Below are 7,020 nucleotides of genomic sequence, written 5' to 3'. Positions count from 1 at the left end.
ACGCGGAACGGCGCCTACGAGGCCACCTTCGCTGACGGCACCACCTCGACCCACACCAACGTCATCGCGGCCAGCGGCGTGCAGTGGGACCCCAATGTGATCGAGATCCCCGGCTACACCGGCGAGATCCGCCACTCCGTCACCTACCGCAGCCCCGAGGAGTTCACGGGCCGCCGCGTCCTGATCGTCGGCGCCGGCAACTCCGGCTGCGACATCGCGTGCGACGCCGCCCGCACCGCCGAGCGCGCCGCGATCTCCATGCGCCGCGGGTACTGGTTCATCCCCAAGCACATCTTCGGCATGCCCGTCGACGTGTTCGCCGAGAACGGCCCTTCCATGCCGATGGCCGTCGAGCAGGCCGTGTTCGGCCGCCTGCTGCGCATCATCAACGGCGACGTCACCCGCCTGGGGCTCCAAGCACCCGACCACAAGCTGTTCGAGACCCACCCGATTCTGAACGACCAGCTGCTGCACTACCTGGGCCACGGCGACATCACCGCGCGGCCGTCTATCGCCTCCGCGAGAGGCACGGAGGTGACCTTCACCGACGGCACCACCGAGGACGTCGACCTCATCCTGCTCGCGACCGGCTACCGGCACACCATCCCCTACGCGCAGGACCTCTACGGCGACGAGCAGCACCCGTCGCTCTATCTGACGGCGTTCGGGCACATGCCTGGGCTGTTCGGCCTGGGGCTCGTTGAGACCAACTCCGGCGCGTATGGGCTCATGGAGAAGCTCGCCGCGATGGTCGCCTCCCACATCTGGGACCGCCAGCATCGTCCCGAGCAGTGGGAACGCTTCGAGCGGCACATCGCGCAGGACAATCCCGACTTGTCCGGCGGCATTCGGTTCGTCGACTCGCCGCGCCACCAGGGCTACGTCGACTCGCATGCGATGACGCGCTACCTCCGCGCGGTCGCCCGCCGCATGGGCTGGACGCTGCCGTGAGCCGCGTCTGGGCCGGAGAAGGCCGCGTCGTGGTCGTCACCGGCGGCGGGGGCGGCATCGGCAGCGAGTTCGCGCGGCAGGTAGCCGCGCGCGGCGCGACGCTCGCCTTGGTCGACCTCCGATCGCATGCGGCCGATGCGGTCGCCGCCACCCTCCCGGGCGCCGGGCACAGCGTGGTCACCGGCGACCTCACCTCTCGCGTGGAGGTGGACCGCGTGCTTGCCGAGATCGAGGCCACGCACGGCCGCATCGACGTGCTCGTCAACTGCATGGGCATGACGAGCGCCGAGCGCTTCGACGAGCGCTCCGTCGAATCCATCGATCGCGAGCTCACCGTCAACCTCAACGCCCCGCTGATGCTCACGCGGCTCGCGATCCCGCTGCTGCGCGCGGCGCCGGACCCTCGCGTCATCACGGTCGTGTCCCTGGGCGCGATCTTCCCGCTGGGCGAGACGCCCATCTACACCGCCTCCAAGTACGGCCTGCGCGGCGCGATGCTGTCCATTGCGCTCGACCTGCGAGACAAGGGCATCACCGTGTCCTCCGTGCTGCCGTCCGCCACCGACACGCGCATGCTGCGCCAGGAGGCACTCGACGGCGGCAACGCCTTCCAGTTCCAGGACCCGCCGCAGACCGCCGAGCATGTCGCCGCCACCATGGTGAAGCTGCTCGACAAGCCCAAGCTCGAGGCGTTCCCCAAGCCGTCCGAGTCCTGGCTCGTGCGCGCCGCGCTGCTCATGCCCAACGCGCTGCCGCGCCTCATGCCGCTGTTCCGCGGCAAGGGCGAGCGCGGCCAGGCCCGCTACATCGCGGACCTGCGCCGCCGCGGACTCATCACCGACGACGGCGAGCTGGTCGAGGAGAACCCGGCCTGAGCACCCCATGAGGACGCCACGGCCGGTTCCGTAGCGCCGCCGCACCCTGTGAGGAAGATCCGGGTCACTCCCGCGGAGCGACCAGAGCGACCTCCTCAGTGACCGCCTCACGCGAGCCGCCATCGCGCCCCTCACGCGGCGGCGTCGCGAACTGGCTCCCTCGCTCCTCAGCCTCGGCGCTGCCGGTGAACAGCCCGGCCTCCCCCGCCTGAGGCGCCGCGCCCGAGCGCCGCCGCGCGGGCTTCGCCGCCTCCGTCATCAGCACGCGCTGCGCAGGAGCGGCGTCGGGCATCTCGGACTGGACGAACAGCACCATCGCCTCGCGGACAAAGCAGCGCAGGTCGAACAGCGTGGGCGCATCGGCCGCCGTCACCAGCACGCGCACGCGCACCATCCCGCCGGTCGCCTCGGTCACCTGCAGCACGGACGCGCGCCCGTCGAACAGCGGCGCATCGGCCAGCACGGCGTCGAGGTGCTCGCGCATGCGCTGAGGCGACACCCTCCAGTCGAGGTCCATCTCGACCGAGCCCAACAGCTCCGAGCCGCGCCGCGTCCAGTTCTCGTAGGGCGTGGTGGTGAAGTACGTGCACGGCAGCACCAGGCGGCGGTCGTCCCACAGGTCGAGCACCACGTAGCTCAGCGTGATCTCGCCCACCTTGCCCCACTCGCCCTGCGCGACGATCACGTCGTCCACGCGCAGCGCGTCGGAGAACACCAGCTGCAGCCCGGCGAACATGTTCGCGAGGATCGACTGCGCCGCGAGGCCGGCCACGATGGACGCGATGCCAGCCGAGGCCAGCACGCTCGCGCCCACGGCGCGCACGGAGTCGAAGGTCAGCAGTGACGCACCGATCGCGATGACCACGATGAGCGCGATGAGCAGCCGTCGCACAATGAGCGCCTGCGTGTGGAGCTTGCGCGCGAGCTGGTTGTCGGGCACGTCGATGCGGTTGCGGTCGAGCGTGAGGTCCGTGAACACGTGGACGAGCGCGGCGAGCAGCCACGCGAGCAGGCCGATCGCGGCGATCGTCAGCGCGCGGCCCACGTAGGGCCACCAGTCGCCGTCGGCCAGGGTCGCGTGCAGTCCCACCCACGCGCCGACCAGCAGCACCAGCGCCCAGAACGGCCGGCGTCCGCGGGTCACGAGCGACTGCGCCCACGGGTGGCGGCGCGCCAGCAGCCACACGACGAGCTTGACGAGCAGGCCGAACGCGACGGCGACGCCCACGGACGCTGCGACGGGCACCAGGACATCTACGGGGTTGTCGGGCATGGGTCTCCTCCATCCGTCAGGACTGTCTCGACGCTACGGAGCGCTGGTTTCGAGCGCGTCACACGCACGTTCCGTTCACGGAAAGCCGATGCGCCGGCACCGCGGCACGCTAATGGCGCGTGGGGGTCGGTTCCGTCACGCGCGTGCCGCCTGATGGTGACTCAGGGCCGCGCGGGTGCGCCTATTCGCGCCCGTCCTCGAGCGGGATCAACATCGTGCGGAAGTCGCCGGGCTCGGCGTGAAGCTGCCAGATGCGGTCCGCCACGCCGTCGATGCCGCCCTCGATCTGGAGCTTGGGGATCGAGCCGGGGATCACGAGCTGCGCGACGTGCACGCCGTCCTCCGCAAGCGCCTCGTGCAGCATCTCCCCGTACGCGCTCTCCGCCGGGAACGCGACCGAGGTGCCGGAGAAGCCCGCCCGAGCCTTCACCGAGGTGCCGCCATTGATGAGGATGATCGAGCCGGAACCGGACTCGCGCATCGGCCCCACGACGGCGCGCACGGCGTGGATGAGCCCCAGCGCGGAGAAGCGCAGCGACTCGAGCGCGAGCTCGGGCGTGAGGTCGAGCACGGGCTCGAGGTAGGCGCGCGCCGGCAACGGCGAGTACTGCAGCGCGGTGATGGGTCCGAGCTCCTGCGCCGCCGCAGCGAGGGCGCCCTCGAGTGCGGCGCCGTCGCGGACGTCGGCCGCGAAGCCCTGCGCGGTGACGCCCTCATCCTTGAGCGTCGCGGCGAGGTCGTCGAGCTTGGCCTGATCGCGCGAGATGAGAGCGACGGAGAAGCCCTCGCGTCCGAACCGGCGGGCGACGGCCGCTCCCAGATTGGGTCCGGCACCGATGATGGCGAGCGTGGGCATGGAATCTCCTTCGAGCGCGTGGGGGTCTGCCGGTGCCAACGCACGCGACTGCCGCGCGCATTCCGCGCACCGCGTCGCCCCGCATACGCTGGAAGCATGAGCCACTCCATCACGGGACGCGCCCGCACGGACCGTGCCGATCATCTCGCCACGCAGCTCGCCGACCACCTGGGGACCACCCTGCCCCTCACCAGCGACGGCACGGTGCATCGCATCGAGCGCGAGGGCGTCACCGGGTCCGTCACCGAGACGGACACCGCCCTCGAGATCTCGCTCGAGGCCACGAGCGCGCAGCTGCTGTTCATCGCGATGGACTCTGTCGAGCGCACCCTGGTGAGGTTCGGCGAGAGCGAGGGCCTCGCCGTCGCGTGGGACGACTCGGGGCTCGAGCAGCGCTACCGGGACGCGATCGGGTCCGCCACCCGCACCTACGAGCGGCCCATCGACGAGGCCGACCGAGCGGGAGAGCACTAGCCGACCAGCAGCGCCGCGGCCCCACCACCGGGTGCGTTGCCACCAGACCTGGCCCGCGCATCGGCGCTGAACAGTCCCTGACTCCTGCGTCGCCCCTACTCGAGCGCGAAGCCGTCCTTGACGTACTGCGCGACGCGCGAGCCCAGGTAGGCGTCGCGCCACTCGAGCCGCGAGGCGCCGAGAATCGCCGCCTCGGTGGCGCTCTCGCTGGCGTGGCCCAGGCGCGCACCGTACGTCGTGAGGGTGCGGGTCGGGTCGACGAAGTCGCCCGTGAAGAGGCGTGCGTCGGGCTCCCGGTTGGCCGTCCACCAGCCCAGGTCCTCGCGCGCACCACCCGCGCAGAACCAGTCCGTGCCGGGTGCGCTGTACTGGTTGCCGGAGAACGTCGTCTCCGCCACGTTGCGCGACTCGGTGCTCACCAGGCACGTGCGAGAGTTGCCGATCGCGGAGACGGCGTCCGTCTTCACCACCGTGTTGTCCGTGACCGACACGTCCTGGTAGTCGCCTTCGCCGGAGATGACCACGTCGTTGGTGGGCCAGTCGTAGAAAAGGTTGCCGTCGATGACGATGTCGCGGTTGGTCGAGGCGGCGACCTTGACCGCGAAGGCGTTGGTGTACCAGGGCGAGCTCACGAACAGGTTGTCCTCGACGAGCGCACCGTCGTTGTCCCTGAGCTCGACGCCCCACTGGAAGCTGCGGCCGGTCGCGTTGTCCGACCCCATCTCCGAGAACACGTTGCCGCGCACCACGTTGTCGCGGAACCGGTACGGATCCGAGCCGTTGCCGCCCATCGAGATCCCCAGCTCGGAGTCGGAGAAGAAGTTGTCCTCGATGACGACGTTGGAGATGACGCGCGGCGCCGTTCCCTCGGCTGCGGACTCGGCCTCGCCGAAGGCCGAGAGCTTGAGGCCCATCGAGGAGCCGTGCAAGAAGGTGTTGCCCCGGATGGTGGAGTCCCAGATGCCCATCGCGTAGATGTTGTGGTTGAACATGTTCGCGCACCCGCGGCCCGGCACCTCCTCTCCCCAGCCGTTGTGCAGGAAGTACGAGTCCTCAATGGTCAGGCGGCGCACCCGCGCGATGTACATGCCCTGCGTCTTGCCGGAAATGCATGGATCGTCGGTCCACGACTTCGCGTTCCACGAGTACGCGACGGCGCTGCGGCGCACCGCGATGCCGTCCATGTGCTCGTCATCGTCGCCGCCGGCGCTCTGGATGTTGAGGTGACCGTAGCGCACCCTGACGTCCTCGATGAGCATGTCCTCGGTGTTGCCGTAGAAGCTCAGGCCGGTGCCCGTCGCCTCTGTGTCGAACGTGGGCGACGAGGGGTCCGCGTCCCTGAAGTAGAAGTCCAGGCCGTGGAACGCTCGGTGGTCGAGGTCGCCCAGCACGGTGAGGCCGCCGGTGGCCGTGAGCACCGGGCGCGCGGTGGACTCGCCGTAGGTCGCGACGACGAAGGGCTGGTCCTCGCTCAGCCCCGCGTATCGATGCCATGGCAGGGCGCCGACCGTGAAGGCATCACCGCGCTTGAGCAGCACGTAGTCGTTGTACTGGCCGTCGCGTCGGTATCGCTCGAAGCCCTTCTCGATGGTCGCGAACGCCGTCGCCGGGCTGAGGCCGTCGTTCGCGTCCGAGCCTGTCGAGGAGCTCACGTAGTAGACGGTGCCCGCCGACGGCTTGTCGTAGGTGGTCCAGCCGGCCTCCTGCGCGCGCGTGCCGGCCGTCTCTGCGCCGTCACCGGGCCCGTAGCAGCCCAGATCGTTCTGCCAGTCGGTCCAGCCGTCGCCGTCGTTGTCCTTGCCGTCGTTGCAGGCGGTCACGGAGCCCGGGTCGGTGGGGCCGCCGATGCCCACGCCCACGCGTCGGTCGAAGCGGAACATGAACGCCGCCATCGCGTCCCGCGCGATCGTGCGGAAGGGGCGGTAGGTCCCGTCACTCCAGCCCGTCGTCACTCCCGCCGCCGCAAGCCACGAGATCTCCGTGAAGAACGCCGACCGCGGCGTCACGTCCTCGAACGGAGAGCGCGCGGGCGCGGTGTAGGCGGGCTTGCCCGCGAGGCGATACATGAACGCCGCCATCGCATCGCGCGTCACCGACTCGAACGGACGGAAGGTGCCGTCGGCGTAGCCCGTGGTCACGCCCGTCGATGCGAGCCAGGCGATCTCCTTGTAGAACGCCGACTGCGGCGTCACGTCCTCGAACGGAGAGCGCGCGGGCGCGGTGAACACTGGCTTGCCCGCGAGGCGATACATGAAAGCCGCCATAGCGTCGCGAGTGATCGCCGCATCAGGACGGAAGGTCCCGTCCGCGTAGCCGGTGGAGATGCCCTGGTCCGCGAGCCACGTGATCTCGGCCTCGAAGGGGGTGCCGGTCGGCACGTCCGGGAAGGTCGAGGCAGCCGACGCGCCAGGTACGGCGATGATGGCCACCATCAGCGCCGCGACGGAGGCTGCGATGGCCGAGATGGTGCGGTGCAGGCTCAATGCTGTTCTCCCTGATCAGTGCCCCAGTTCGGTGCCCCAGTGCAGACCGTTCGCGCTTGATCGTAACGATTCGTCGGCGGAAGCACTAGCCATGCGTGACCGCCAGCG

At 70.0% G+C, this 7,020-nt stretch carries 6 protein-coding genes; 3 read left to right on the top strand and 3 right to left on the bottom strand.

Features of this window, described 5'->3' with window-relative positions; genetic code table 11:
* A partial coding sequence (locus B7K22_RS08995) for an NAD(P)-binding domain-containing protein (protein ID WP_084039567.1) occupies window positions 1–951 on the top strand: 951 nt, incomplete at its 5' end.
* Window positions 948–1,826, top strand: a complete 879-nt coding sequence (locus B7K22_RS08990; protein ID WP_084039566.1) for an SDR family oxidoreductase — start codon at window positions 948–950, stop codon at window positions 1,824–1,826. The genes B7K22_RS08995 and B7K22_RS08990, both read left to right, overlap by 4 nt.
* A gap of 64 nt (window positions 1,827–1,890) precedes the next feature.
* Here the strand turns inward: B7K22_RS08990 and B7K22_RS08985 are convergent, their stop codons facing one another.
* Both B7K22_RS08985 and B7K22_RS08980 read right to left on the bottom strand, forming a co-directional pair.
* Entirely contained in the window at window positions 1,891–3,099 is a 1,209-nt protein-coding gene (locus tag B7K22_RS08985; RefSeq protein ID WP_084039565.1) for a mechanosensitive ion channel family protein, read from the bottom strand.
* A 181-nt stretch (window positions 3,100–3,280) separates the two neighbouring features.
* Complete coding sequence (locus B7K22_RS08980) at window positions 3,281–3,955, bottom strand: SDR family NAD(P)-dependent oxidoreductase (RefSeq protein ID WP_084039564.1); 675 nt, start codon at window positions 3,953–3,955, stop codon at window positions 3,281–3,283.
* A gap of 96 nt (window positions 3,956–4,051) precedes the next feature.
* Here B7K22_RS08980 and B7K22_RS08975 point away from each other — a divergent pair, with 96 nt between their 5' ends.
* On the top strand, window positions 4,052–4,429 hold the full coding sequence (locus tag B7K22_RS08975; RefSeq protein WP_084039563.1) for a DUF2218 domain-containing protein: 378 nt from the start codon (window positions 4,052–4,054) through the stop codon (window positions 4,427–4,429).
* Window positions 4,430–4,524: 95 nt separating this feature from the next.
* Here B7K22_RS08975 and B7K22_RS12110 read toward each other — a convergent pair whose 3' ends face one another.
* Window positions 4,525–6,912: an S-layer homology domain-containing protein gene (locus B7K22_RS12110; protein WP_159448823.1), complete on the bottom strand. Its 2,388-nt coding sequence runs from the start codon at window positions 6,910–6,912 to the stop codon at window positions 4,525–4,527.
* Window positions 6,913–7,020 lie beyond the last annotated feature (108 nt).

Source organism: Demequina sp. NBRC 110053, from assembly GCF_002090095.1.
In the GTDB taxonomy this organism is placed as follows: domain Bacteria; phylum Actinomycetota; class Actinomycetes; order Actinomycetales; family Demequinaceae; genus Demequina.
The sequence above is the reverse complement of the archived record's forward strand: the minus strand, read 5'-3'. Positions and strand labels throughout refer to the sequence as shown.

What these genes read in the sequence shown, in the direction of transcription:
- B7K22_RS08985 (WP_084039565.1), bottom strand. Translation starts at nt 3,099, where the DNA reads ATGCCCGACAACCCCGTAGATGTCCTGGTGCCCGTCGCAGCGTCCGTG.
- B7K22_RS08980 (WP_084039564.1), bottom strand. Translation starts at nt 3,955, where the DNA reads ATGCCCACGCTCGCCATCATCGGTGCCGGACCCAATCTGGGAGCGGCC.
- B7K22_RS08975 (WP_084039563.1), top strand. Translation starts at nt 4,052, where the DNA reads ATGAGCCACTCCATCACGGGACGCGCCCGCACGGACCGTGCCGATCAT.